This window comes from Brachybacterium sp. UMB0905 (genome assembly GCF_002871795.1).
GTDB lineage: Bacteria > Actinomycetota > Actinomycetes > Actinomycetales > Dermabacteraceae > Brachybacterium.
On the sequence record NZ_PNHL01000003.1, the window covers coordinates 1 to 23,098 of the forward strand.

Sequence of the window (23,098 nt, forward strand, 5' to 3'; positions counted from 1 at the left end):
GACGACAACCTCCCGCAGGTCACCACGACCCGCCATCTCAGGTGTCAACAACAGAAGGGTAAGCCCACGGGGAGCTGCGGTGAGCGGGGGCGGCAGCTGCAAAGGCTCCGCTCCAGGGCTGAGGCGGCCGGTGATTGTCGCCGTCGCGGCACCGGTGGCCGACGGGATCGTGCCCGGCAGGCCGTGCCAGCTCAGCCAGCCCAGCAGCGCCATCAGGCACGCCTCCTTCGCGCCCTCTGGCAGGTTCAGCGCCGCGTCGGTGGTGGTGAGTTCCGTGTCCTCTCCCAGCTCGGCGCGCAGCTGATCCATGAGCACGGGATTGCGGGTGCCGCCGCCAGAGGCGATCACGCGCCGCACCCCGTGGTCGCGGCAGGCGTCTGCGACGGTGCGGGCGGTCAGCGCGGTCAGCGTCGCCATGACGTCCGCTCCGGCCACCCCGGGATGCGTGCGCAGCTGCTCATCCAGGTAGGCGGCATGAAAATGCTCCTTGCCGGTGGATTTCGGGGCAGGCCGCGCGTAGTAGGGATCCTCGAGCAAGGCCGCGAGGAGCCAGGGATCCACGGTGCCGCGGGCCGCGAGCGCCCCGTCGTGGTCGTGGTCGGCACGACCGTCGGTGAGACGCGCGGCCATGAGGTCGATCAGTGCGTTGGCGGGTCCGGTGTCGAAGGCGAGGGGGTCCTGCCCGGGCGCCACCACGGTGATGTTCGCGATCCCGCCCAGGTTCAGCAGCGCCGTCGGCTCCTCGGCGTCAGCCAGCAGCAGCTGGTCCAGGAAGCCGACCAGCGGAGCCCCCTGCCCGCCGGCGGCAACATCCCGGGCCCGCACGTCGCTGAGGACGGGAATCCCGGTAGCCTCGGCGATCCAGGCGGGCTGGCCGATCTGCAGGGTGGAGGTGACGGCGTCGGCATCGACGTCATGTCGCACGGTCTGCCCGTGGGAGACGATCAGCTGGCAGCCTGCCCCGGTTCGAGCCAGCAGCTGCTGGACCGCGTGTGCGCTGAAGCGCCCCAGGCGGCCATCGACGCTGCTGAGCAGCGACAGCGGAACCGGCTCCGGGGAGAGCAGCCGCAGGATGTCGCGGTGCAGATCGTCCCCGAAGGGGATCTCACCGGCGTCGAGCAGGCGCAGCTCGAGCACATCGTCGGCGGTGAGCGCGATGTTCACCAGGGCGATATCGAGGGCGTCGGCGGAGGTGCCGGTCATCAGACCGATGATGTTCATGTCAGCTCCCGGCGTGTGGGGTCGTCGGCAGATGTCCGCTGCATGCGGCGAATCTATCGGCCCCGGCCCGGCACCACCGCACCCCACCGCTCTCTCATCCATCGGACAACCCTCCCACCAGGCGGACAGTTATCCGCTACTCTCGTAGGTCGCGCAGAGCAGCAGGGACCTGAGCGCTGCGCATTCCGACGACGAAGGACCCCGCTCCGTGTCTACACAGACCTCCGGACTCAGCAAGGCCCTCGGGCTACGAACCACGCCGTCGATCTTCTTCGGCTCCGCCGCGATCATCATCGTCTTCACCCTGGCGATGAGCATTTTCCCCGGCCCTGTGCAGGGATTCTTCGGGGTGATCTCCACATTCCTGCGCTATGAGGTGGGGTGGATCTTCACGCTCGCGATCACCCTCATGGTGATCGCCGCGCTCGGCGTCGCGTTCAGCCGGTACGGGCGCGTGAAGATGGGCGATGATGATGCCACCCCCGAGTATTCGGGCCTGGCCTGGTTCGGGATGCTGTTCGCCGCGGGCGTCGGTGCCGTGCTCATGTTCTGGGGCGTCGCCGAGCCGATGAACCATTACGCGAACCCGCCGATGTCCGGCACCGAGCCGTTCAGCGACCTGGCCGCCACGCAGGCGCTGAACATCGCGAACTTCCACTTCGGACTGCACATGTGGGGGATCTTCGTGGTCCCGGGCCTGGCCTTCGGCTACTTCACGTACAAGCGGAAGCTGCCGCCGCGCGTGTCCTCCGCGTTCCAGCCGCTGCTGGGCGATGGCATCCACGGCCCCTGGGGCAAGGCGATCGACATTATGGCGATCGTGGCGACCGTGTTCGGGCTGGGCGTCTCGGTGGGTCTGGGCTCGCTGCAGATCAACTCCGGTCTGAACTACGTCTTCGGCATCCCGGTGGCCGGTTGGGTGCAGGCCGCCACCCTCGCGGTGATCACCGGGATCGGGGTGATCAGTGTGCTGGCCGGTATGGACAAGGGCGTCAAGCGCCTGTCCTACGCAAACATTCTGCTGGCGATCTCGCTGCTGATCTTCGTGCTGATGTGCGGGGCGAGCTCCTCGACGATGCGGGCGATCGTGGAGTCCACCGGCTCGTACATCGGCTCCCTGCCGGTGCTGGCCTTCTTCAACGACACCCTGGCCGGGGGCGGCTGGTCCGGGGACTGGACGGTCTTCTACTGGGCGTGGACGGTGACGTGGGCGCCGTTCGTGGGCATGTTCTTCGCGCGGATCTCCAAGGGCCGCACCATCCGTGAGTTCGTGTTGGCCTCCCTGGGGCTGCCCACGGGTTTCGTGATCATCTGGATGGCGATCTACGGCTACAACGGCGTGGTCCAGGACCGCGCCACCGCGCCCGATGCCGAGAGCGGCGGAGCGCTCACGCAGACCATCGTGGAGGAGGGGAACGTCCAGGCTGCGCTGTTCCAGTTCCTCCAGCACTACCCGTTGTACGGCGTCACCGCCGTGGTCGCGACCGTGGTGATCGTCCTGTTCTTCATCACCTCGATCGACTCGGGCGCACTGGTGATGGATTCGATGGCCAACGGCCACGAAGAGCCGGCCCCCAAGCGTCAGGCTGTGTTCTGGGCGCTGGGGATCGGTGCGGTGTGCGCCGCGATCGTGCTGACCTCCGGTGAGCGCGGGCTCGGCGCCCTGCAGGAGGTCATCATCGTGATCGGCTTCCCGGTGATCCTCATGACGCTGGGACAGATCCTCATGGTGATCCAGGCGCTGCGGGAGGACGCCGGTGCCGCGCAGCCCATCCGCACCCGCCAGTGGAAGCAGGTGCTGCCGCCGGAGGAGTACGACCGTCGCCTCGAGGAGAACACCCTCGATGCCGATGAGTACACCCGCCACCCCGAGTACGAGGTGGGCACAGAGCCGGAGTATGACCTGTACCAGCCGCAGACCCGGGCCTGGCGCGAGACCCAGGAGGGCCGCCCGCAGCTGATCATCGGGCTGACCGGCCCGGCGGCCTCGGGCGCATCTCAGGTGGCCTCGATGCTCGGTGAGCACGGGGCGGTGGTGATCGATCTGGACCCGATCGCCCGCGAGGTGCTCACCGATGACGCGGAGGCCCTCGCGGAGGTGCGCGAGGTGTTCGGTGATGATGTGTTCGCGGCCGACGGGACACTGGACCGCCCGAAGCTCGGCGCGGTGGTGTTCCCGAACTCCACGGCACGCAAGCGCCTGTGGGAGATCGTCCATCCGCGCGTTCAGGAGATCGCGACCGCGCGGGCGAAGGCTGCCGGTGAGGATGCGATCGTCGTGATCGATGCGCCGTTGCTGGTGGAGACCGGGTCCACCTCGCTCGTGGATGTGGTGCTGGCGGTCGAAGCTCCCGCGGAGGCACGCCGCCTGCGCCTGGAGGACCGCGGCTTCACCACTGCCGAAGCGTGGGATCGGATCGACGCCCGGGCAGATGAGGAGGAGCGCCGCGAGGCCGCTGATGCGGTGATCGAGAACGACGGCGACCTGGAGCATCTGCGGGCGTCCGTGGACGAGTTCTGGGCCGAGCGTGTGGTCGAGAACGACGACGTGACATGGGAGGGTGAAGCTCTCGAGGCTCCCTGAGACGCGCGGGAGCACTCCTGTTCGGTTCACCTCGCACACTGGCGAAGACGCCATCGGTACCGCCTGGCGGAGCATGATTCGCCGCGGCCGGTGGGAGTCCAAACCCGACTGAAAGGACGCACCATGGCTGATTACCTGATCATCGGCGGGCATGGGAAGGTCGCTCTGCTGGCCACTCCCCTGCTCACGCAGGCGGGCCACACCGTCACCTCCGTGATCCGCAACCCCGACCACGCGGCGGAGGTCGAGGCCGCGGGCGGCACACCGCTCGTGCTTGATATCGAGCAGGCCACGCAGGATGACCTCGCAAGCGCTCTGAGAGGCAAGGACGCGGTGATCTGGTCCGCAGGCGCCGGCGGCGGCAACCCTGACCGCACCTACGCCGTGGACCGCGACGCTGCGATCCGGTCGATGGACGCGGCCGAGCAGGCCGGTGTTCGCCGCTACGTGATGGTCTCCTACTTCGGCGCCAGGCCTGACCACGGCGTCCCGGAGAGCGACGGCTTCTACGCCTATGCGCAGGCGAAGGCCGCTGCCGACACCCACCTGCGGGGCACCTCGCTGGAGTGGACGATCCTCGGCCCGTCGGCCCTCACCGTCGAGGAACCGTCGGGAAAGATCGATATCGCACCGCTCCCGTCGGACGCCACCATGGAGGTCTCCCGCGGCAACGTCGCGCGCACCATCGTTGCCGCTCTCGAGGAACCCAGCACGGTGGCGAAGACCATCGAGTACATCGACGGCTCCACCGACATCGCCGAGGCGATGCGGGAGGCGTGAACTGCCTCGAGAATGCACACCGGGCGGGCGTTCTCTTCGCGATCGTGATCGGCATCGCTGCCTCCGCCATGGTCCTCGCCGTGAGAGGCCCCTGCAGCGTGGACCCCGTGGGCTACATGTACCCGCTGATGCTGCTGGTCAGCGCCTTCCTCGCCATGCGCACAGCGCACCGCGAGAGTCACGTGGCCCGGTAGCGGTCGCCTTCCCGCTGGCGCGCAGCGGGGTTTGCCCGCTGCGGTGACGTGCGCCGCTACACGCCACGGCGATGTCAAGGCGTCGAAGCAACATGGGGATCGCCCCGTCGCAGGCCTCTGGTCCGGTGGTGGCGGAACGGTCTCAACGGCCATCATTTCGATCTTCTGATTGCGTTCTTCTGGCTGCCGCAGGCAAACGCAGGGTTCATCAGGACCGCTGAAGAAGCTGACCGGGCATCGGGCATGACCCCCCAATAACCACACAGCTGATTTCAGAAGCAGCCGCAGAGCGTTCCCTAGTCGATGACGAGGGAACGCTCTTCGCTGACAACGAGCACCTCGGCCCCCTTGAGGGCCTCACCGAGAACGTCGTTGACCGCCCACTCAAGAGAGTCAAGGGCGTCTTCTCCCCCGCTGATGGCCTCAGCCTCGCAGTCGTTGACCCGGATGAGCGCAGCCCCGCCGATTGGCACAACACCCTCGGCATCAGAACCGTGCTCTTCAACAATGCGCGCCCACGCGGAGTCCAGTTCATTCGGCGTTATAACACGCACCCGGACTCGGTATGCCAGGTCTTGGGTTGTGTGCCGATCAAGCCAGTCATTAGACACTTTCCACATCGTCATGCTTCAAGTATCAGACCGAGCAGCAGAAACTGCAATGGGTGGGGCACCCGCTCAACGTTGAAGCGGAGCTCAACCGGGTTACGTCACGGAGAACCGCCTGCGGGTTCACCGTCACTCCGAGCGCATCGCGACGGGAACGAAGCGCGGAGCCGGGTCTGATCGCAATCGCCCGTAGGTATCGACATCGATCCTCTCGCCGTCCACCAGGAACTTCTCCCGCTCGGTACCTTCCGGGACGAACCCTGCCCTGATGGCCACAGCACCCGAGGCCGGATTGTTGACGCGATGCCCAAGCTCGAGACGATCCAGCCCGCGTTCTGTCAGCGCCCAGTCCGCGATGGTCGCCGCAGCCCGACTCATCCAGCCACGACCTCGCGCTGACGACGTCATCCAGTACCAGAACCAGCCACTGCGGTTCGCCTCGTCGACGGTGACGCAGACGAGACCGATCACCTCGTCGCATTCGACCAGTGCCCAGGCCTCGTGCGGCGAGTCGTCCGCGATCAGGCGATTCACGTAGTCCTCCGCGGCGGCGAGGGTGGTCACCTCGCCCTGCCGCGCCATGTCCGTATTCGAGGTGAACGCCGCGAGGACAGCCGGAGCATCCGTACCGCGCAGTCGACGCAGCCACACTGACAGCACAGTGCTCACGCGACCTCCAGCGGGGTGATCGCCGCAACCTTGTCACGCAGCGCCCGACGCTCGAGCCGCAGCTCGTAGTTCGACTGCAGGTTCATCCAGAACTCCTCGGATGTGCCGAAGTAGCGCGCCAGCCGGATCGCCGTATCAGCGGTAATCCCGCGCTTGCCGTGCACGATCTCGTTGATCCGACGCGGCGGCACACCGATCGAGACCGCGAGCTTGTTCTGAGTGATCCCGAACCCCTCGATGAAGTCCTCCATGAGGATCTCTCCAGGGTGGATCAGCTCGAGCTTCCGCAGGGTCGCCCGCTGCACCGTCCGGTCGACGCGCTTGACGTACTCCTCATGCCAGATCCGCTCGGTGTCCTTGCTGCCGATCGATCTGATCGCGAGACCAGTCTATGGAGGAGTTCGTCAATAACGCTAGACGTTAAACCGGAACTCCACGACATCCCCGTCGCGCATGACGTAGTCCTTGCCCTCCATGCGGACCCAGCCCTTGGCCTTCGCGGCGGCCATGGACCCGGCCTCGACGAGCTGCTCGAAGGAGACGATCTCGGCCTTGATGAAGCCGCGCTGGAAGTCGGTGTGGATCACGCCGGCGGCTTCTGGCGCGGTGGCGCCCTGCGGGATGGTCCAGGCGCGGGCCTCCTTGGGGCCAGCGGTGAGGTAGGTCTGCAGGCCCAGGGTCGCAAAGCCCACGCGGGCCAGCTGGTCCATGCCGGATTCCTCCTGACCGGTGGACTCCAGCATCTCGGCGGCCTCCTCCGGATCCAGCTCCACGAGCTCAGACTCGAACTTGGCATCCAGGAAGATCGCCTCGGCGGGGGCCACGAGCGCGCGCAGCTGCTCCTGCATCTCGCTGTCCGCGAGGCCTTCCTCATCGGTGTTGAACACGTAGATGAAGGGCTTGGCGGTCATGAGCTGCAGCTCGCGCAGCTGGGTGACGTCGATCCCGGCGCCCTGCGCCCCGCGGTACAGGGTGGTGCCGCTCTCCAGCAGCGTCTGTGCCTTGTCGACGTTTTCCAGCACCGCGGCGTCCAGCAGCCCGCGCTTGGTCTCTTTCTCCAGACGCTGGCGGGAGTTCTCGATGGTCTGCAGGTCCGCGAGGATCAGCTCGGTGGTGATGGTCTCCATGTCCCCGGCCGCGTCGGTGGACCCCTCCACGCGCGTGACGTCCGGATCGGAGAACGCCCGGGTGACCTGGCAGATTGCGTCGGCCTCACGAATATTGGCAAGGAACTTGTTGCCCAGCCCCTCCCCCTCGGAGGCGCCCTTGACGATCCCGGCGATGTCCACGAAGGACACCGTCGCCGGTAGCTGCCGCTCGCTGTGGAAGATTTCCGCGAGCTGCCCCAGCCGCGGATCCGGCAGCGGCACCACGCCCACATTCGGGTCGATCGTTGCGAACGGGTAGTTCGCGGCGAGCGCCTCGGCGCGGGTCAGAGCGTTGAACAGGGTGGACTTGCCGACGTTGGGTAGTCCCACGATTCCGATAGTAAGAGCCACGGCAGGCAAGTCTACGGGCCCGCCAATCGGGTTTCAGGCTCTCCACGGGTCAGGTAGTGCACACCCCGGCACGCGGATGGCCGGGCCTCGCTCGTAGCGCGGCCCGGTCGTCGGCGCTAACTCGATCAGGCGTGCTCGTCCGGCTTCTGGGCCGGGGGCTGCACGCTCCAGCTGGGCGGCTCATCCTTGCCGGAGGTCTCATCCAGCTCCGCGATCTCGGCAGTCTGCTGGACGATCCCCGGGGCGTGGTGCACCGGCGCGTACACCGAGTACAGGCGCAGCGGCTCATCACCGGTGTTGATGACGTCATGCCACACCCCGGCAGGCACCTGCACGCTCCACCCGTCCTCGAGATCCTGCTGGTAGTCCAGCTGGTCCTCCGCCGGGCCCATCACCGCGCGGCCCTTCCCGGCGTCCACGCGCAGGAACTGGTCGGTGTCGTGGTGGATCTCCAGGCCGATCGACCCACCCACCGGGATCGACATCAGCGTCACCTGCAGGTACTTCCCGGTCCATGCCACGGTGCGGTACGCATCGTTGCTGCGGGTCTCGGTCTCGATGTCGAAAGCGTTGGGCTGGGGTCCGTTGTCCGTCACGGCCATGTCAGGCTCCTTCCGTCGTCCTGCCTCCACCGTAGTGAGAGCTGGCTCACCGCGCGAGGGACGATCGGTCGGTTATCTCGTGGCCTGGGACCGACACCGTCGAGCACGCGTGTCGAGAACTCATCTGTCACACCCCCGTGGTGCAGTGGGAACATGACCACTTCTGTCGCGCTGATGCTGGGCCTTGTCATCGGACTGCTGCTGGGTGCCGTGCTGGCCTGGCTGCTGCTGCGCGATCGTCTGCGCGCCGCCGCGGACACCGCCGCCCAGCAGGAGCAGACCGCGCGCACCCTTGCCCGTCTGGCCGATGAACGCTTCGAGCGCGACACCGCCCTGCGGGACGCCTCGGATCACGAGCGTGAGGCCCGGATGCAGCGCACCCTCGCGCCGATCACCGCGGCCCTAGATCAGATGGAGCGCTCCCTCGCCCGCACCGAGGAGGCCCGCAGCGAGGCCGACGGCTCCCTGCGCGCCCACCTGCAGCATCTTGCGCAGCAGACCCGAGAGCTGGGCACCGGGACCCAGGCCCTGACCTCCGCGCTGCGCGCCCCCACCTCCCGCGGCCGCTGGGGCGAGGTGCAGCTGCGCACCATCGTCGAGGCCGCCGGCATGCTCGAACACGTGGACTTCACTGAGCAGCTCACCGGGAAAAGGGCCGACGGGGAGGGTGCCCAGCGTCCGGACCTGGTCATCCACCTCTCCGGCGGGCGGGCAATCACCCTGGATGCGAAGGCGCCGATGGACGCCTACCTCGATGCGCTCGAGATGACGGATCCCGCCCACGCGGCCAAGCGCCGGGCCGCACATGCGAAGGCGCTGCGCCAACACGTCGACGTGATCTCCACCAAGGGCTACTGGCGGGCCCTCGGCGACACCCCCGAGTTCACGGTCCTGTTCGTGCCCAGCGACGGGGTGCTCGCCGCCGCTCTTGAGGCCGAGCCGGGTCTGCTGGAGCACGCCTTCGCGCGGGACGTCGTGATCGCCTCACCGTCCACGCTCATGGCGCTGCTGCGCACCGTCGCCCACACCTGGCGCACCGATGCCCTGAATCGCGATGCCCGCACCGTGCTGGAGACCGGTCGGGAGCTGCACCATCGCCTGGGCACCATGACCGCTCATCTGGCCCGGCTGGGACGTTCCCTCGATGCCTCCGTCGGGGCGTTCAACGAGACCGTCGGCTCCCTCCAGTCCCGGGTGATGGTCACAGCGCGGCGCTTCGAAGACATGGACCTGACGGCCACCGCACTGCCGGAGATCGAGCAGCTCACGCAGCGCTCACGCACCCTGGATGACGCGCAGATCGCCGACCTCGCCACGGGGGATCACCGCGAGGCGACACAGGAGCAGCAGGACCGCCACAGCGCCTGAGCCCGCCCCGTCCGCGCGCGACGCTCAGCCTCGCCCGATCAGCCCCGCCGCCATCAGCGCAGGCGCCGCACCAGCACGACGGCGCCGATCGTGATCCCGGCGAGCGCCACGCCGGCTGCGAGACCGCCGAGCATCACCCACAGCACCGTCGGGACCCCGCCACCATCCTTCGATGCCGGCGGCGCCTCGAGGTCCACACCCCCATCGGAGGCGACCGGATCACCCCCGCCGTCGGAGGCCTCGGGGGCCTGTCCAGGGGCAGCGGCGGTGCGGTCCTCCGCAGAGGTCGCCCCCTGTCCGGTCAGCTCCGGGCCCTTCCCGGCCTTGCCCACCGTCTGCAGGTCCAGCACATAGGGCACCTCGAACAGCCGCTGCGCGGTGTAATCGGAGGGCACCATCGCCACCTGCAGGTAGTAGTCACCGGCCAGGAAGGAGCTACGCGCCTCTGTGCCACCGCCCTCCCGGTTCTTGAACTGCACGGGCGTGGCCTGGTTCAGCTGCATCACCAGGCCGGGCTTGGCCTTTCCGGAGAAGCCGCGAACGCTCGCATCGGTCACCGGTGGCTGCACCGTGTAGACCCCATCGCGCAACGGGGAGATGAGCTTCGCCTGCAGGCTGAGTTCCATGCCCTTCGGGGCGTCGAACTCGCCCAGCCGCAGGGCGGCGCGAACCTGCTGCCCGTACTCCACGGGGATGCGGAAGAACTGCACCTCACCGGGGATGATCGTGCCGCGCATCGGCCCATCCTGCGCCGGCACGGCGGAGGCGAAGGAGAAGCCCGGCTGGATCTGCGCACCGTCCTTCGGGGCCGGCAGCGGATCGTGGGCGCGCACGTGCTGCGCAGCGGGCGGCAGGCCGTCGCGGTCCACCTCTTCCTCGGCGAAGAACTGGATCTCCACCGGCACCGCCTCGTCGATCGACGGGTCGCCGGTGCGCTCGACCTCGAGGATCACCGACCCGTCGGCGTCGGCGCCGAAACAGGTGAGGTTCTCGGTCTGGCCCATCCGCGGGGTGTCGATCGCCGCGGTGATCGGGCCCTCCCCCAGATCCGCCTCCGCCCGCGCCTGCACCTCACCCATCCGGCAGTCCACCCCGTCGGCATTGGACGTGCTGAGCGCAAGCTGCGCCAGCCGGTTGGTCTGCCCATCGCCGCCGGGCAGCACCATCGTGGCGCTCAGGTGGGCGATCTCCCCCGGGGCGAGCTGCAGACGATAGAAGCGGCTGAAGCCCTCGCCATCGTCGATCTGGGGGCTGCCATGCTCAAGGACGTCCAGGTAGGAGCCGGGCACCATGTCCACAGCGTCCTCGGCGCTGGTGCCCCCGGTGATGGGCTGGCCATTGGTCGCATAGTTCTGGATGGCGCGGGTCATCTTCACCAGCAGCTCATCGCGCAGAGTCTCCGCATCGGAGGCATCGGCGAAGGTGCCGCCGGTCGCCTCGGCGATACAGGCCAGTTCATCGCGCGCCTCCTGCTCGGCTTTGAAGCCGATCGTGTGGATGCGCAGCTCAGGATGCTTCTTCACGAGGTTTTTCGCGACCTCGCAGGCGGGCGGGCCACCGCACTCGTCGATCCCGTCGGAGACCAGCACGATCGAGCGCATTTCCGCTTCCGGAAGCTCCTTCGCGGCCTTCTTCAGGGACAGACCGATGGGGGTGTACCCGGCGGGCTTGACGCCTTCGGTCTCACGAATGAGGGCGTCACGGTCCAACCCCTCAGGGGCGACCAGCATTTTCACGTCCTTGCAGCCGGCTTCCTGGCTCGCGGCGGTCTGCGGATCGGAGTTGCCGTAGGTCATGAGGCCGACGGTCGCGTCCTCGGGCAGCATCGGCACCAGGGTGGTGATCGCTTCCTTGGCGACGTCCATACGGTTGCGCCCGCCCACGTCCTGGTCGCGCATGGAGCCAGAGGCATCCAGCACGAGCATCGACGGGGCGGTGCGACCGGTGTTGTAGCCCTCGGCGCGCGCTGCGGTGAGCATGCCGGGCACGGCCAGAGACAGGCCGCTCACGAGCAGCACCACGAGCAGCGCGGACAGCGGGCGCAGAAGAAGGCGGGAGCTCACCGGTCCATCATGACGGACGGGACGGCCCGGGCGGGCATCGGTCCGCTCCCGATCCGCTTCCGATCCGCTCACGGAGGGCCGACGGGCCACCGGGGCTGCGGGGTGATCGAGCAGCGGGCCGCCCGGGGCCGCAGCTCAGGACTCGGCGGTGGCGCGGTCTCCGGTGGGCTTGGTGCGGCGGTCAGTCTCTCCGCGGGTCTTCATCTCCTGCCGCAGCTCGCGCGGGAGGGAGAACATGAGGTCCTCGGTCGCGGTGCGCACGGGCTGCACATCCCCATAGCCACGCTCGGCGAGCTCGGCCAGCAGCTGCTGGACCAGGATGTCCGGGACGGAGGCGCCGGAGGTGACGCCCACGGTCTGCACACCCTCGAACCACTCGTCACGCAGCTCGGAGACGTTGTCGATGCGGTGGGAAGCCTTCGCCCCGGCCTCCTTGGCCACCTCCATGAGGCGCACCGAGTTCGAGGAGTTCGGAGAGCCGACCACGAGCACGAGATCCGCATCGGGGGCGATCTTCTTGATCGCAACCTGGCGGTTCTGGGTGGCGTAGCAGATGTCATCGCTCGGCGGGGACTGCAGCGTCGGGAAGCGCTCGCGCAGCTTGTCGACGGTCTCCATGGTCTCGTCGACGCTGAGGGTGGTCTGCGACAGCCACACCACCTTCTCGGGGTCGCGCACGGTGACCTGGTCGACGTCTTCCGGGCCGTTGACGATCTGGACGTGCTCGGGGGCCTCCCCAGCCGTGCCCTCGACCTCCTCATGGCCCTCATGGCCCACCAGCAGGATGTCGAAGTCCTGGCGGGCGAAGCGCACTGCCTCCTTGTGGACCTTGGTGACCAGCGGGCAGGTCGCGTCGATGGTGCGCAGGTTCCGCGCCTGAGCCATCTCGCGGACCTTCGGGGAGATGCCGTGGGCGGAGAAGATCACGAGGGAGCCCTCGGGGATCTCGTCGACCTCCTCGACGAACACGGCGCCCTTCTCCCGCAACCGATCCACCACGAACTTGTTGTGGACGATCTCGTGGCGCACGTAGACAGTCTCGTCGTAGTGCTCCAGGGCGCGTTCGACGGCGACCACGGCACGGTCGACGCCTGCGCAGTATCCGCGGGGCTCGGCAAGAAGAACGGTTCCGGTGCTCACCGCTCCATCGTAGGAGGTGAAGGGGCAGCGGGGCGATGAGGTGGGGCACTCCTCACCGGTCCTCCACAGTGCCCCTCCATCCACAATCCGGGCCGGCGGGGCCGTCTTCGTCGGGGGTGCGTGGAAGAGTGGGGGTCATGCAGAGCACCGCTGATTCCGCTGCCGACGCGCAGCCACCGCCCCGGCGCCCCCTCGCCGCGAAGGCCGCTGAGACCACGGCGGAGAACCCGTGGCCGCTGCGCATGCTCTCGCAGAAGGTCGGCGAGTACATCGCGCGGATGTCCCCGCTGTGGGTGGAGGGCGAGATCGTCCAGCTGAATCGTCGGCCCGGTGCGGGACTGAGCTTCATGACGCTGCGGGACGTCGAGGTGGATATGTCCTTCTCGGTCCCGGTGCGGGAGCATGTGCTGCGCTCCCTGCCGGTCGAGCCGGTGGCTGGGGCGCGCGTGGTGGTCCATGCCCGGCCCACGTTCTGGACCAAGCGCGGATCCCTGCAGCTGGAGGCCGATGACATCCGTCCCGTGGGACTCGGGGAGCTGCTGGTACAGCTCGAGCAGCTGCGGCGCACCCTCGCCGCAGAAGGGCTGTTCGAGGCGCGACGCAAGCAGCCGCTCCCGTTCTTACCGCAGGTGGTGGGACTGATCTGCGGGCGAGAATCCGCGGCGGAACGGGATGTGGTGGTCAACGCCCGTCGGCGCTGGCCCGCGGTGCGCTTCGAGATCCGCGAGGTCGCCGTGCAGGGGGTGAAGGCGGTGCGGGAGGTGTCCGCGGCGCTGAAGGAGCTCGATGCCCGCGAGGACGTGGAGGTGATCGTCATCGCGCGAGGCGGCGGTTCCCTGGAGGATCTGCTGCCGTTCTCCGATGAGCAGCTGACCCGTCTGGTCGCGGCGGCCCGAACCCCGATCGTCTCCGCGATCGGCCATGAGGTGGACACCCCGCTGATCGACCTCGCGGCCGATGTGCGGGCCTCCACCCCCACCGACGCCGCCAAACGCATCGTCCCCGATATCCAGGCGGAGCTCGAGCAGCTCGAGCTGGCGCGCAGCCGGTTGCGCTCTGCCGTGCGCAGCCGCCTCGAGCGCGAACAATCAGCGCTAGATGCGCTGCGTTCCCGGCCCGTGCTGGAGGATCCCTCGAGCATCCTCGCCGGTCGCGCCGAAGAGATCCGCTCACGGATCGCGCTGGCCCGCACCCTGGTGGGGGCGCGGCTGGATCGCGCGGCCGATGAAGCGGAGCATCTGCATGCCCAGGTGCGCTCCCTCAGTCCGCTCGCGACGATGGAGCGCGGTTACGCCGTAGTGCAGCAGGCCGATGGCGCGATCATCCGCAGCCCCGAGGGCGTGGAGATCGGCCAGGCGCTGTCCATCCGCGTGGCCGGCGGCCGCTTCGGTGCGGAGCGCACCGCCGAGGACCCGTACATCCCACCGACGGCACCCGCCGCATCGGCTGACCCCCACGACCCCACGACCGCTGATTCTTCCGAGGAGACCGCATGAGCCCCCGTTCCCAGAGCACCGATACCGCGCCCGAGGCCGCTGCCGGGCTCGTCACCCCTGATACCGCCGGGCAGGCCGAGCTGCCCGCGGACATCGCCGACCTCAGCTACGAAGCCGCGCGTGACCAGCTCGTCGAGGTGGTGCGGCGACTCGAGTCCGGGCAGGGCGGGCTCGAGGAGTCCATCGCCCTGTGGGAGCGCGGGGAGATGCTGGCCCTGCGCTGCCAGCAGTGGCTCGACGGGGCGCGCGAACGCCTCGAGGATGCGGTGTCGGCCCGCCGCGAAGCCGAGCAGGAAGACAGCTGAGAGCGGGGACTCCTGCGTGCGCGCAAGGGCTCCGGCGTGAGCGCCAGCGTCAGCGGATCGAGATCAGCAGATCAAGCTCAGCGGATCGAGGTCAGAGCAGCGGTCGCCAGCTCCTCGAGCTCCTCGCGCGGGGCCTCACCGTGGACCAGCAGCCCGGTGTCCTCGGCCTGGCAGGTGATGCCGGTGCGTCCGGCTCCCTCGCCGCTGCCGGTAAGGACCTGGCAGTCGGCGCCCTCGATCGTCAGCTCCTCGCTGACCGTCGCACCCGGCAGCGCCGAGGACAGCAGCGGCGCCCCGATCTCCGCCTCCTGCACCAGGGTCACGAGCGATCCCTGCGGTGAGGAGTAGCGGATGCTCCAGCGGGGCTGCTCGCCATCGGTGAAGCGGGCCGACTGCTCGCTCCACTCCTCCCCCATCTGCGGCACCGCCACCGGGAAGGGCGCGATCTCCTCAGCGCGCTGCGCGCTCTGCGCGACATCGACCTCCGAGTTCGGCAGCGGCGTGCGCTCCATATCGCTGCCCACCCCGAAGAACGCGATGCCCACGACCACCACGACGGCCACCGTCAGCGCGAGCGCCCAGATCATGTTGCGCAGCACCGTGTTCTTGCGCGACGGCAGCTCATAGGCGGACTTCGGACGGGGCTGCTGGGCGGGGGCCGCCGGGCCCGCTGCCGGGACCGATCCTGATCCGGAAGTCGGGCTATCGGGGGAGGAATCCTGCATGCCCCCATTGTCCCCGGATTCAGGAGGCGCTGCTTCCGGCCCTGCCGAGATCCGGTTGCCCGGGCACATCCCGCGCGATAGCGCGAACTGCTCCCCCACCCGGCACCGGCGTGGTCGCAGGCAGTCGCGAAACCTGCGATGATCGACGGGTGACCGCCAGATTCCTCATCACCGGAGAAGCTCTCACCGACATCGTCGTGGATGCCGAGGGGGCCCGCGCCGAGCACCCCGGGGGCTCGCCCATGAACGTGGCCGTGGCGCTGGGACGCCTGGGCCATGAATCCTCACTGCTGACCCGCGTGGGCAGCGATGCGCGCGGCGACCAGATCCGTGATCACCTGCAGGCCTCGCACGTCGAGCTCACCCCCGGCAGCTCCGTGGACGCCCCCACCTCCGCCGCCACCGCGACCCTCGATGCCACGGGCGCGGCGAGCTACGAGTTCGATCTGACCTGGGAGGTGGACCCCACGGGCCTGCCCGAGCAGGTCGATGCCGTGCACACCTCCTCGATCGCCGCTGTCCTGGACCCGGGCGCGCAGACCGTCGCCGACATAGTGCGCCGCTACCGCGAGAGCGCCACCATCAGCTACGACCCCAACGCCCGCCCCACCCTCATGGGTGAGCCCGACGACGTCCGCGAACGCATCGAAGCGATGATCGCCCTGTGCGATGTGGTCAAGGCCTCCGATGAGGATGTGGCCTGGCTGTACGGCACCGTAGACGTCGAGGATGTGGTGGGCTCCTGGCGCCGCCTGGGCCCGAGTCTGACCGTCCTCACCCGCGGCAGCGATGGCGCCGTGGGCTTCGCCGATGCCGGCCGCGTGCAAGTCGCCGGGGTGCCCGTCGAGGCCGTCGACACCGTCGGCGCCGGAGACACCTTCTCCGCCGGCATCCTCGACGCCCTGGCCGCGAAGGACCTGCTGGGGGCGGACCGCCGCGAGCAGATCGCCGGCATGCCCTCCGATGACCTCGCCACCGTGCTGCGCCGCGCCGCAGCACTCGCGGCGATCACCGTCTCACGGGCCGGGGCCAACCCGCCCTGGAGCCACGAGCTGACCTGACCGATCGGGCCGACGGCGCACAGCACCGTCGGCCCTTCCCCGGGCGCGCACAATGACCGTGCCGCCATTCCCCGTGCCCCGCGCACCCGACCTCCCAGGGAGAACCACTGATGACCCAGACCCCCGCCACCAGCACCGACAGCGAGTTCCGCATCGAGCACGACACGATGGGTGAGGTCCGCGTCCCCGCGGCCGCCCTGTACCGCGCCCAGACCCAGCGCGCGGTGGAGAACTTCCCCATCTCCGGGCAAGGTCTGGAGAGCGCCCACATCCACGCCCTCGCGCAGGTGAAGAAGGCCGCGGCGCGAGCGAACCAGGAGCTCGGAGTGCTGGATGAGGCGGTCGCCCGCGCGATCGTCGCCGCGGCCGATGAGGTGATCTCCGGGGCGCATGATGACCAGTTCCCGGTGGACGTTTACCAGACCGGCTCCGGCACCTCCTCGAACATGAACATGAATGAGGTCCTCGCCACGATCGCGACGCGCGCTGGCACCGAGGTGCACCCCAACGACCACGTCAACTGCTCGCAGTCCTCCAACGACGTGTTCCCCACCTCCGTGCATGTTGCGGTCACCCAGGCCGTGGTGGAGAAGCTGCTGCCGGCCCTCGCGCATCTGGCGGAGGCGCTGGAGGTGAAGGCGGAGGCGTGGAAGGACGTCGTGAAGTCCGGCCGCACCCACCTGATGGACGCGACTCCGGTGACGCTGGGCCAGGAGTTCGGCGGCTACGCGGCGTCGATCCGCTACGGGATCGAGCGGGTCGAGGCGGCGCTGCCGCGCACCGCGGAGGTCCCGCAGGGCGGCACCGCCGTGGGCACCGGCATCAACACCCCCGCCGGTTTCCCGCAGAAGGTCATCGCGAACCTGTGCGAGCAGACCGGGCTGCCGCTGACCGAGGCGCGCAACCACTTCGAGGCCCAGTCCAACCGCGATGGCCTGGTGGAGATGTCCGGGGCGCTGCGCACCATCGCCGTGTCCGTCACGAAGATCGCCAATGACCTGCGCTGGATGGGCTCGGGCCCGAACACTGGCCTGGGCGAGCTTGCGCTGCCGGATCTGCAGCCCGGCTCCTCGATCATGCCCGGCAAGGTCAACCCGGTGATCCCCGAGGCCGTGCTCATGGTGTGCGCGAAGGTGGTGGGCAACGATGCGGCGATCGCCTGGGGCGGCGCGCAGGGCGCCTTTGAGCTGAACGTCCAGATCCCGCTGATGGGCACGAGCCTGCTGGAGTCCATCCGCCTGCTCGCCAACGCGTCCACCGTGCTGGCCGACAAGACCGTTGATGGCCTGGTCGCCAACGAGGAGAAGGCTCGGTTCTACGCCGAGGCCTCCCCCTCGATCGTCACGCCGCTGAACAAGCTGATCGGCTACGAGAATGCGGCGAAGATCGCCAAGCACGCGGTGGCCGAGCAGATCTCCGTGCGGGAGGCCGCGCTGGCGCTCGGCTTCGTGGAGCGCGGCGAGCTGACTGAACAGCAGCTCGATGACGCGCTGGATGTGCTGTCGATGACCGCGCCGACGGCCTGAGGCGGGCCTTCCGGGCGGCGGGCGGAACAGCCGTGGGGCAGCCCTGATTCCATAAGACACTCTGGACCTGTCCAGATTCATCCGTTGGACTTAGTCCATGTCTCACGATGCACCGCGGTCATTCTCGCGCCGCCGCTTCGCGCGCGGCGTCGCGTGGACGTTGCCCACCACTGTGCTCGCCACCACAGCTCCCGCGATCGCCGCCTCGGCCTGCCCGTCGAAGTCGGTGCAGCTGATCGATGACGCGTTCCAGCAGGCAGAGGAACAGCTGCAGTGCAATGGCAGGCCCATCACGCTGGAGATCAACTTCTATCAGCCGCTTGCGGCGAATGATTCCTCTGCGACCGATGCCTACGTGAACATCAAGAACCTTTCGAGTTGCACCATGACGTTCTCGAAAGACTTCCCGCTGGAGATCGATATCGCGGTGCGAGCCGCGGAGACTCGGACCGTCACCAACCGGCGAAGCCTCACCGGGGTGCGGACCAGCTGGGGCACGCGAACGCGGGATGACAGCATGCCGGTCACCGGAGCAGAGGGCGGAGTCCATCACAAGATCCGCTGGGAGTTCTCCGGAAGTGATCCGCTCCCCGGCAAGGGTCTCGGCGATAACGAAGCGGATCTGGCCATCGGCTTCGGCGGCGGCGGGACCGGCGTCATCGGCCAGCGCCTGACGAGCTATCTCGAGGTCACTCCCCTGGCGCAGTCCGGTGCACCGTCGTGGTCCTACCTCCAATCTCTCGGGGTGGGAGTCGAGTGTTTCGACTATTACGCGGAACGGCTGTCCGCCTGGGACTCCCCGGTCGAGTGGGTATACAGCGGTCCCCTGTCCAGCGGCCCCCTCTCCGCGGGCACCACGCTCGATTCCCGCGTCAGCGGCAACTATTCGAGCGTCACGGGCGCAGCCTCAACCAATGGGATCTGGTGACCCTCGGTCGGCACGGGCGCGACTCGGCAGGCATCTCGCGCAGCAGGGTCCGCAGCGGTGACCCTCGGCCGGCACGGGCGCGACAGTCTCTGAGCCGCCACAACGTCACCGGCGGGCGCCAGCGCTGCACAGCTGGCACATACACCACCACCGTCCCTCACACGCCACCCCATGACGCCCCACCGCCTTCACCTGACAGGGCAAGGGCAGTGCTTCCCCCACCGCCTCACGCGGCCGGCAGGGCCCGGCGATGCTCGCGGCGGCGCAGGATCTCCTGAAGCATCTGAGTGGTGTTCTCCCAGGTGATGAAGACCTGCTCCCACGTGAGCCGCGTGACGCGGTAACCCCTGGCCGCAAGCGCGAGATCACGTTCACGATCCCGCTGGTACTGCAGAGGGTCGTCATGGAACTGCCTGCTGTCACATTCGATCACCCAGGTGTTCCCCACCAACAAGTCCACGCGCACACCGCGGAGGATCTGGACCTGGCTCCGTACGGGCACGCCCCGCTGCTCAAGCCACCACCGCACCGCCGTCTCGGTGCCGGACTGCGCGTCAGAGCGCACGCGAGACAGCGACTCTCTCAGCCGTCCAGGCAGTGGCTCGAAAACCTGGTGGAGCTCGGCACGCCTCAGAGCGCCTTGTTCCAGTGCGGATTCGATGAGGATTGCGGCATAGACCAGGCTCTGGCAACGCGCTGCATGCTGCAGCGTCATGATGATCCCGGGCACGGGCTCCGAGTCCGGCCACGAACGCAGTCCTGAACCATGCAGCACAGCGGGTTCCGGTGCGCACAGGCGGCCCGTGGCGGCATCCTCTCGGGGGACGAGCTGGCCGCTTCGCGCTTCACGTCGCCGACGGATCGGTGTCAGCGCGAGCCCTGTCACGGTGTCCCCCGTGGCACGCGGCCGGTACACATGCACGCCCTGTGAGGGCGGGACCCACAGTCCGTGCAGCGCCGCGGCATCCAGGCAGGTGGGGCGCAACCCCTGCCCGAGCACGGCCACCAGGTCAGCCGGGGCCTCCGCGGTCACGTACCACTGTCCGACGGGACGAATCACGCCCTGTCGCACAAGAGCCCGCCGCTCGCGTAGCTCCGGCAGGAGCCCAGACAGCTCAGTCTTGAGAATGACGCCGCGTACCTTCATGTCCCCCAGCCCAGCACCGTCTCCGTCGTCAGAGGTGACGATGAGAGCGGCTGTGGATGACGGGGCATTGTGGAGGGTGTTGGACCGGGGCCCGACCGGTCGAGCAGGAGCCGGAGCCGGGGCCCGACCGGTCGAGCAGGAGCCTGGTCCGCGGCGCGTGCACCGCCGTACTCGGGAGCCACCGTCGCGCGATGGCGCATAGCGGCAGGAGGTGGCATATATGCCAGCTATGTCTGCCAGGCGCCCGTCCGCGATGTGGTCGAACCGGACTGGAACCGCCGTGCTCCACAAGACGCCCGTCCCCGACGCGGCCTGCCCGCCACACCTCCAGCGGCAGGGCAGCCGACGCCGCTTTCCCCGCCCGTTGAGCCTCCCCTTGACCCAGAGCGCACTCCAAGTGATGTGCTCTGCGCATGATCACCCATCTCGCCCTGCTCCCCTTCACCCTCGCAACCGCCATGCAGCTGCTCGCCCTGCTGGCCCTCCGCCAGGGAGCCGCTGAGACCGGTATCGCCGGCGCGCAGCTCGCCCTGCCGACCACGGCCTACATCACCGGGCCCTCGCCTGCGTGGCCTCCCTCGGCCTCGCGATCGCAGTAGCGCGCCAGCCCGCTCCCGGCGATGCCCTCACCGCGCTGGCGCGCACGGCCGGGATCGCCGCCACCGGACTGGTCATCCTCGGTCCGCTGCTGTGGGGCCATGCGATCGGACAGTTCACGATCTCCCACCACCTGGGGCGGGCGCTCCTGCTCGCGCCTGCTCTCGTGCTGTACTGCTGGCATGTCTCTGCTCATCGGTGAGGTCGCCGCGCGCTCGAGCAGGACCTCGCCGAGCGCATGGAGCATCTGCGCGCCGCACAGGGACTGCTGGATGCCCGGACCCGCGAGCTGGACGCCGGGGAGCCCTACAGCGAGGAGCTGCTGGGCTGCTAGCCGGGCCCCGTCGCCGCTCACAGCACCGGCGCATCCAGCACGTCGGTGACCAACTCCGCGACCTTGGACCGCTCGGAGCGCTGCAGGGTGATGTGGGCGAACAGGTCCTTCTCCTTGAGCGCCTCGACCACGGAGGCGATCCCGTCGTAGCGGCCGATGCGCAGGTTGTCGCGCTGGGCCACATCATGGGTGAGGACCACGCGGGAGTTCTGGCCGATGCGCGAGAGCATCGTCAGCAGCACGTTGCGCTCGAGCGACTGCGCCTCATCGACGATCACGAAGGCGTCATGGAGGGAGCGGCCGCGGATGTGGGTCAGCGGCAGCACCTCGAGCATGCCGCGCGAGAGCACTTCGTCGATGACGTTCTGCGAGACCATCGAGCCGAGCGTGTCGAACACGGCCTGCCCCCAGGGCCCCATCTTCTCGCTCTGGTCACCGGGCAGGTAACCGAGCTCCTGCCCGCCCACCGCGAACAGCGGCCGGAACACCATGATCTTGCGCTGGCTGCGCCGCTCGAGGACCGCCTCGAGCCCCGCGCACAGGGCCAGGGCGCTCTTGCCGGTGCCGGCCCGGCCGCCGAGGGACACGATGCCGATGGATTCGTCCTGCAGCAGGTCGATGGCGATGCGCTGCTCGGCGGATCGACCGGACACCCCGAACACCGTCTGGTCCCCGGGCACCAGGCGCACCCGCTTGTCCTTGGTCAGCCGGCCCAAGGCCGAACCGCGCGGGCTGGTGAGCTTCAGCCCGGTGTGCATCGGCAGGTGCGCGATCTCGGGGACGTCCACGAGCTCCCCGTCGTACAGGTCCTTCATGGCCTGCTCGTCGATCTCGGCGGTGGCCATGCCGTTGTAGCCGCGGTCGCGCGCAAGCTCCGCCCGGTACTCCTCCGCGTGGATGCCGGAGGCGGAGGCTTTGATGCGCATGGGCAGATCCTTCGAGACCAGCACCACGTTCTTGCCCTCGAGCTGCAGGTTCTTCGCGACAGCGAGGATGCGGGTGTCGTTGTCACCCAGGCGGAACCCGTCCGGCAGCGAGGCGACGGACATGTGGTTGAGCTCCACATGCACGTGCCCGCCGTCCTTGCCGATAGGCAGCGGCACGGAGAGGTTGCCGTGCTGGGCGCGCAGGTCATCGAGGATCCGCAGGGCCTGGCGGGCGAAGTAGCCGAGGTCGGGATGGTGGCGCTTGGCCTCCAGCTCGGTGATCACCACGATCGGCAGCACGATGTCATGCTCGGCGAAGCGGTGCAGGGACAGCGGGTCGCTGAGCAGCACGGAGGTGTCCAGCACGTAGGTGATCACGCCGGTCTCGAGCTCCGCGAGGACCTGCTGGGCGGTGCCGGGGGCGAGGGAGGGCACGACGGGGGTGCCATCGGGATTCGCGGGGCCGGCATCGACCACCGTGCCGCTCGGTGCCACAGCTCCGGACGATGCCATGGTGTCGGCCGCCGCGGCTGTGCTGGCCGACGTGGCTGCGCTGCTGGCCGACGCGGCGGTGCCGACGGGGGCGCTGGGACCTGTCCTCTCCGGTGAGGGTGCGGGGCCGGTGCCGGCGGGCATCGTCTCGCGGGCGGTGATGGTCTCGTCCATGGGAGCCTCCCCGTGATCGTGCGCTTGCATGGACCATAGCGGCGCCGGTCCCCGCGCTCGGGCACGTCGTGGCGGCGCGGTGCGGACGTTCACCCGATCGTCATCGGGAGTTGTGTTCCTCAGGCCCCGTAGCGGCGTTCGCGGTGGCAGTAGTCCCGCAGGGCTCGCAGCAGGTCCACGCGGCGGAAGCCCGGCCAGTTGGTCTCGCAGAACCAGTACTCGGAGTGCACGGACTGCCACAGCAGGAACCCGGAGAGGCGCTGCTCCCCGGAGGTGCGGATGATGAGGTCCGGGTCGGGCTGACCGCGGGTGTACAGGTGTTCGCCGATCCCCTCGGCCGTGATCGCGGCGGCGAGCTGCTCACCCTGCAGACCCTGCGCGGCCAGGTCCGTGACGAGCTCGCGGACAGCGCCGACGATCTCCTCGCGCCCTCCGTAGCCGATGGCGACGTTGACGGCCAGGTGCTTGCGGGGCGCGGCATCCTCCTGGGCGCGGGTGATCGCGGCGCGCACACCCTCCGGGAGGTCCTGCGGGCTGCCGGCCAGGTGCACCCGGTACCCGGCCTCCAGGACGCGGTCCACGGTGTCGGTGATGATCTCGTACAGCGCCACGAGCTCCTCTGGCGGGCGGCGCAGGTTGTCGGTGGAGAGCATCCACAC

Annotated in this window: 23 protein-coding genes; 11 read left to right on the forward strand and 12 right to left on the reverse strand. The window is 68.9% G+C overall.

Features of this window, described 5'->3' with window-relative positions:
• Nucleotides 1-1,221, reverse strand: a 1,221-nt coding sequence (locus CJ197_RS02985; protein WP_102235287.1) for an anhydro-N-acetylmuramic acid kinase, incomplete at its 3' end; no start/stop codon positions are given.
• A 208-nt stretch (nucleotides 1,222-1,429) separates the two neighbouring features.
• Between CJ197_RS02985 and coaE the strand changes: the two genes are divergently transcribed.
• From coaE to CJ197_RS03000, 3 genes are all read left to right on the forward strand, one after another.
• Nucleotides 1,430-3,805 carry a dephospho-CoA kinase gene (gene coaE / locus CJ197_RS02990; RefSeq protein WP_102235288.1) on the forward strand — a complete coding sequence of 792 codons (2,376 nt, stop codon included), beginning with the start codon at nucleotides 1,430-1,432 and terminating at the stop codon, nucleotides 3,803-3,805.
• A gap of 123 nt (nucleotides 3,806-3,928) precedes the next feature.
• Nucleotides 3,929-4,585, forward strand: coding sequence for an SDR family oxidoreductase (locus CJ197_RS02995; RefSeq protein ID WP_102235289.1), 657 nt, complete (start codon nucleotides 3,929-3,931; stop codon nucleotides 4,583-4,585).
• A complete protein-coding gene (locus CJ197_RS03000) occupies nucleotides 4,582-4,779 on the forward strand; it encodes a hypothetical protein (RefSeq protein ID WP_102235290.1) in 198 nt (65 codons plus the stop codon). Before CJ197_RS02995 ends, CJ197_RS03000 begins: the two co-directional genes overlap by 4 nt.
• Before the next feature lie 296 nt (nucleotides 4,780-5,075).
• Here the strand turns inward: CJ197_RS03000 and CJ197_RS03005 are convergent, their stop codons facing one another.
• The 5 genes from CJ197_RS03005 to CJ197_RS03025 form a co-directional block, all read right to left on the reverse strand.
• Nucleotides 5,076-5,405: an XRE family transcriptional regulator gene (locus CJ197_RS03005; RefSeq protein ID WP_102235291.1), complete on the reverse strand. Its 330-nt coding sequence runs from the start codon at nucleotides 5,403-5,405 to the stop codon at nucleotides 5,076-5,078.
• Between the two features lie 111 nt (nucleotides 5,406-5,516).
• Nucleotides 5,517-6,056 carry a GNAT family N-acetyltransferase gene (locus tag CJ197_RS03010; RefSeq protein WP_199173860.1) on the reverse strand — a complete coding sequence of 180 codons (540 nt, stop codon included), beginning with the start codon at nucleotides 6,054-6,056 and terminating at the stop codon, nucleotides 5,517-5,519.
• Complete coding sequence (locus tag CJ197_RS03015; RefSeq protein ID WP_102235292.1) at nucleotides 6,053-6,361, reverse strand: HigA family addiction module antitoxin; 309 nt, start codon at nucleotides 6,359-6,361, stop codon at nucleotides 6,053-6,055. The genes CJ197_RS03010 and CJ197_RS03015 overlap by 4 nt, the downstream gene beginning before the upstream one ends.
• A 108-nt stretch (nucleotides 6,362-6,469) precedes the next feature.
• Entirely contained in the window at nucleotides 6,470-7,555 is a 1,086-nt protein-coding gene (gene ychF, locus CJ197_RS03020; protein WP_102235537.1) for a redox-regulated ATPase YchF, read from the reverse strand.
• A gap of 125 nt (nucleotides 7,556-7,680) precedes the next feature.
• Nucleotides 7,681-8,157 (reverse strand): cupin domain-containing protein, encoded by a 477-nt coding sequence (locus tag CJ197_RS03025; RefSeq protein WP_102235293.1) that lies wholly within the window; start codon nucleotides 8,155-8,157, stop codon nucleotides 7,681-7,683.
• Between the two features lie 153 nt (nucleotides 8,158-8,310).
• Between CJ197_RS03025 and CJ197_RS03030 the strand changes: the two genes are divergently transcribed.
• On the forward strand, nucleotides 8,311-9,525 hold the full coding sequence (locus CJ197_RS03030; protein ID WP_102235294.1) for a DNA recombination protein RmuC: 1,215 nt from the start codon (nucleotides 8,311-8,313) through the stop codon (nucleotides 9,523-9,525).
• Nucleotides 9,526-9,578: 53 nt separating this feature from the next.
• Here the strand turns inward: CJ197_RS03030 and CJ197_RS03035 are convergent, their stop codons facing one another.
• Both CJ197_RS03035 and CJ197_RS03040 read right to left on the reverse strand, forming a co-directional pair.
• Complete coding sequence (locus CJ197_RS03035) at nucleotides 9,579-11,588, reverse strand: VWA domain-containing protein (RefSeq protein WP_233190622.1); 2,010 nt, start codon at nucleotides 11,586-11,588, stop codon at nucleotides 9,579-9,581.
• Between the two features lie 135 nt (nucleotides 11,589-11,723).
• Complete coding sequence (locus tag CJ197_RS03040) at nucleotides 11,724-12,728, reverse strand: 4-hydroxy-3-methylbut-2-enyl diphosphate reductase (RefSeq protein ID WP_102235295.1); 1,005 nt, start codon at nucleotides 12,726-12,728, stop codon at nucleotides 11,724-11,726.
• 137 nt (nucleotides 12,729-12,865) lie between these two features.
• Between CJ197_RS03040 and xseA the strand changes: the two genes are divergently transcribed.
• Both xseA and CJ197_RS03050 read left to right on the forward strand, forming a co-directional pair.
• A complete protein-coding gene (xseA, locus tag CJ197_RS03045; RefSeq protein ID WP_102235296.1) occupies nucleotides 12,866-14,224 on the forward strand; it encodes an exodeoxyribonuclease VII large subunit in 1,359 nt (452 codons plus the stop codon).
• Nucleotides 14,221-14,529 (forward strand): exodeoxyribonuclease VII small subunit, encoded by a 309-nt coding sequence (locus tag CJ197_RS03050; protein WP_102235297.1) that lies wholly within the window; start codon nucleotides 14,221-14,223, stop codon nucleotides 14,527-14,529. Before xseA ends, CJ197_RS03050 begins: the two co-directional genes overlap by 4 nt.
• 77 nt (nucleotides 14,530-14,606) lie before the next feature.
• Here CJ197_RS03050 and CJ197_RS03055 read toward each other — a convergent pair whose 3' ends face one another.
• The gene (locus CJ197_RS03055) at nucleotides 14,607-15,254 is read right to left on the reverse strand and encodes a DUF4245 family protein (protein WP_233190623.1); all 648 of its coding nucleotides are present in this window, start codon (nucleotides 15,252-15,254) and stop codon (nucleotides 14,607-14,609) included.
• 149 nt (nucleotides 15,255-15,403) lie between these two features.
• Here CJ197_RS03055 and CJ197_RS03060 point away from each other — a divergent pair, with 149 nt between their 5' ends.
• The 3 genes from CJ197_RS03060 (at nucleotide 15,404) to CJ197_RS03070 (ending at nucleotide 18,769) form a co-directional block, all read left to right on the forward strand.
• A complete protein-coding gene (locus CJ197_RS03060) occupies nucleotides 15,404-16,315 on the forward strand; it encodes a carbohydrate kinase (protein WP_102235298.1) in 912 nt (303 codons plus the stop codon).
• A 110-nt stretch (nucleotides 16,316-16,425) separates the two neighbouring features.
• On the forward strand, nucleotides 16,426-17,841 hold the full coding sequence (locus CJ197_RS03065) for a class II fumarate hydratase (RefSeq protein WP_102235299.1): 1,416 nt from the start codon (nucleotides 16,426-16,428) through the stop codon (nucleotides 17,839-17,841).
• Nucleotides 17,842-17,938: 97 nt separating this feature from the next.
• Nucleotides 17,939-18,769 carry a hypothetical protein gene (locus CJ197_RS03070; RefSeq protein WP_146007691.1) on the forward strand — a complete coding sequence of 277 codons (831 nt, stop codon included), beginning with the start codon at nucleotides 17,939-17,941 and terminating at the stop codon, nucleotides 18,767-18,769.
• A gap of 226 nt (nucleotides 18,770-18,995) precedes the next feature.
• On the opposite strand, the gene CJ197_RS15475 is transcribed toward CJ197_RS03070, so the two are convergent.
• Entirely contained in the window at nucleotides 18,996-19,484 is a 489-nt protein-coding gene (locus tag CJ197_RS15475) for an endonuclease domain-containing protein (RefSeq protein ID WP_233190624.1), read from the reverse strand.
• Nucleotides 19,485-20,329: 845 nt separating this feature from the next.
• On the opposite strand from CJ197_RS15475, the gene CJ197_RS03080 reads away from it, so the two are divergent.
• Both CJ197_RS03080 and CJ197_RS03085 read left to right on the forward strand, forming a co-directional pair.
• Entirely contained in the window at nucleotides 20,330-20,515 is a 186-nt protein-coding gene (locus CJ197_RS03080) for a hypothetical protein (protein ID WP_102235302.1), read from the forward strand.
• Nucleotides 20,485-20,715, forward strand: a complete 231-nt coding sequence (locus CJ197_RS03085) for a hypothetical protein (RefSeq protein ID WP_102235303.1) — start codon at nucleotides 20,485-20,487, stop codon at nucleotides 20,713-20,715. The genes CJ197_RS03080 and CJ197_RS03085 overlap by 31 nt, the downstream gene beginning before the upstream one ends.
• Nucleotides 20,716-20,864: 149 nt before the next feature.
• Here the strand turns inward: CJ197_RS03085 and CJ197_RS03090 are convergent, their stop codons facing one another.
• Together CJ197_RS03090 and uppS are read right to left on the reverse strand one after the other, a co-directional pair.
• Nucleotides 20,865-22,439 (reverse strand): PhoH family protein, encoded by a 1,575-nt coding sequence (locus CJ197_RS03090; RefSeq protein WP_233190625.1) that lies wholly within the window; start codon nucleotides 22,437-22,439, stop codon nucleotides 20,865-20,867.
• A 119-nt stretch (nucleotides 22,440-22,558) separates the two neighbouring features.
• The coding region (gene uppS / locus CJ197_RS03095; RefSeq protein ID WP_102235304.1) for a polyprenyl diphosphate synthase at nucleotides 22,559-23,098 on the reverse strand (540 nt) is incomplete at its 5' end.

Bases quoted from the DNA above. Each gene is read 5' to 3' on its own strand.
- CJ197_RS03050 (WP_102235297.1), top strand. From the start codon at position 14,221: ATGAGCCCCCGTTCCCAGAGCACCGATACCGCGCCCGAGGCCGCTGCC.
- CJ197_RS03005 (WP_102235291.1), bottom strand. From the start codon at position 5,405: ATGACGATGTGGAAAGTGTCTAATGACTGGCTTGATCGGCACACAACC.
- CJ197_RS03025 (WP_102235293.1), bottom strand. From the start codon at position 8,157: ATGGCCGTGACGGACAACGGACCCCAGCCCAACGCTTTCGACATCGAG.
- CJ197_RS03070 (WP_146007691.1), top strand. From the start codon at position 17,939: ATGTCTCACGATGCACCGCGGTCATTCTCGCGCCGCCGCTTCGCGCGC.
- CJ197_RS02995 (WP_102235289.1), top strand. From the start codon at position 3,929: ATGGCTGATTACCTGATCATCGGCGGGCATGGGAAGGTCGCTCTGCTG.
- CJ197_RS03080 (WP_102235302.1), top strand. From the start codon at position 20,330: ATGATCACCCATCTCGCCCTGCTCCCCTTCACCCTCGCAACCGCCATG.
- CJ197_RS03090 (WP_233190625.1), bottom strand. From the start codon at position 22,439: ATGGACGAGACCATCACCGCCCGCGAGACGATGCCCGCCGGCACCGGC.
- CJ197_RS15475 (WP_233190624.1), bottom strand. From the start codon at position 19,484: ATGACGCTGCAGCATGCAGCGCGTTGCCAGAGCCTGGTCTATGCCGCA.
- CJ197_RS03065 (WP_102235299.1), top strand. From the start codon at position 16,426: ATGACCCAGACCCCCGCCACCAGCACCGACAGCGAGTTCCGCATCGAG.
- xseA (WP_102235296.1), top strand. From the start codon at position 12,866: ATGCAGAGCACCGCTGATTCCGCTGCCGACGCGCAGCCACCGCCCCGG.
- CJ197_RS03030 (WP_102235294.1), top strand. From the start codon at position 8,311: ATGACCACTTCTGTCGCGCTGATGCTGGGCCTTGTCATCGGACTGCTG.
- CJ197_RS03055 (WP_233190623.1), bottom strand. From the start codon at position 15,254: ATGCAGGATTCCTCCCCCGATAGCCCGACTTCCGGATCAGGATCGGTC.